The organism is Brevibacterium casei CIP 102111, assembly GCF_900169275.1.
Lineage (GTDB): Bacteria > Actinomycetota > Actinomycetes > Actinomycetales > Brevibacteriaceae > Brevibacterium > Brevibacterium casei.
Map to the genome: position 1 here is coordinate 1 of NZ_FXZC01000020.1, position 1,282 is coordinate 1,282.

The 1,282-nt window shown below is 63.5% G+C and carries 1 protein-coding gene; it reads right to left on the minus strand.

Annotation, left to right across the window (positions count from 1 at the left end; translation table 11 throughout):
- Window positions 1–179: 179 nt before the first annotated feature.
- Window positions 180–1,282 (minus strand): ISL3 family transposase (locus tag BC102111_RS17470; protein WP_146001460.1); only part of this gene is annotated, 1,103 nt, incomplete at its 5' end.

A 1,282-nucleotide genomic window follows, 5' to 3' on the forward strand; every position in this document is an offset into this window, starting at 1 on the left:
GTAGACGAGGAGGAAGAGCAGGATGATCGCGGCAGTGACCGCGAGGACGTCAAGCATCGCCGTCTCCCTTCGGTGCGGTCTGGGCGGATGTCGCAGCCGGCGCAGATGTCTCGGCTGCCGCAGCGTCGTCATCCGCGGATTCGATCAGTGCGCCCTGTCGTTTGAGGGCTCTTCCGGTTTCAGAGTGCGTTGACCCGGGCCGATAGCTGCCCGGAGTGGAGCAGACAGCGCAGCACGTAGTGCTCGAAGTTCCTGAAGCCCAGACCAATGCCCCGCAGATGCTCGAGGCGTCCGTTGATCGCTTCGACCGGCCCATTCGACGCACCTCCACGGTCGAAGAACGCCAGCACCTGAGCCTGCTTCCGCCACAACGTCCTCCCCAGCTGAGCAAGCTCCTCAAGCCCTTTCGGCAGGCCTCTGCGCAGACTCTCGATCACTGCCTGCATGAGACGCCTGCCCGTCTTCCGATCGGGATGCTCGTACGCATCGATGACGTCCTGGTAGACCAGGTACGTCACTTCCAACGCGACGTGGTCATCATGCTCGGCCCACAACCGCTCCAGCCGGTCTGTTGCCCGCTTGTTCAGCAGGGATCGGCGGGTCAGCAGAGTCCGTCGCCCCCGGTACAGGAGATCCTTCTTCCGGCCACGATGTCCATGGATCTGTTGCTGCAAGCGTTGCCTGCAGGCAGTGAGCTTCTGCCCGGCCAGCTGCACGACGTGGAACGGGTCCATCACCGGCGTCGATTCCGGCAGCGACTCCATAGTCGCCGTGTGGTAGCCGGCGAACCCGTCCATCGTGACGACTTCGACTCCGGCACGGAATGCTGGGGAGCGCTCGTTCAGCCATGTGGTCACGACTCTGGCGGAGCGTCCCGCTTTCACATCCAGCAGACGTGCTCGACCGGTTCCGTCGATGAGCGGGGTCAGGTCGACGAAGATCGTCGCGACAGAGTCTTCGCCTTGTCCGCGCACGTGTTTCCAGCAGTGCTCATCGATGCCCAGGACCCGGACGCCCGACAGATGGTCAGGCTCTGCATAGACCAGCGACTTCGCCGCGTTGATGGCCAAGTGGTTGACGAGGTCCCAGCCGAGTCCGAGTGCCTTGCTGATCGCTTGGATGCTCATCTGATCGTGGATGAGGCGTTTGAGGATCCAGGTCGTGGCGCGTTTCGTGGTCTTCGCCCCGGGCTCGGCGGCTTCGAGTGGGTGCTGGAAGATCGAACGCCGGCACTGGGGGTGAACGCACTGATAGCGCGGCAGTCGTACGTGCAAACGGGTCG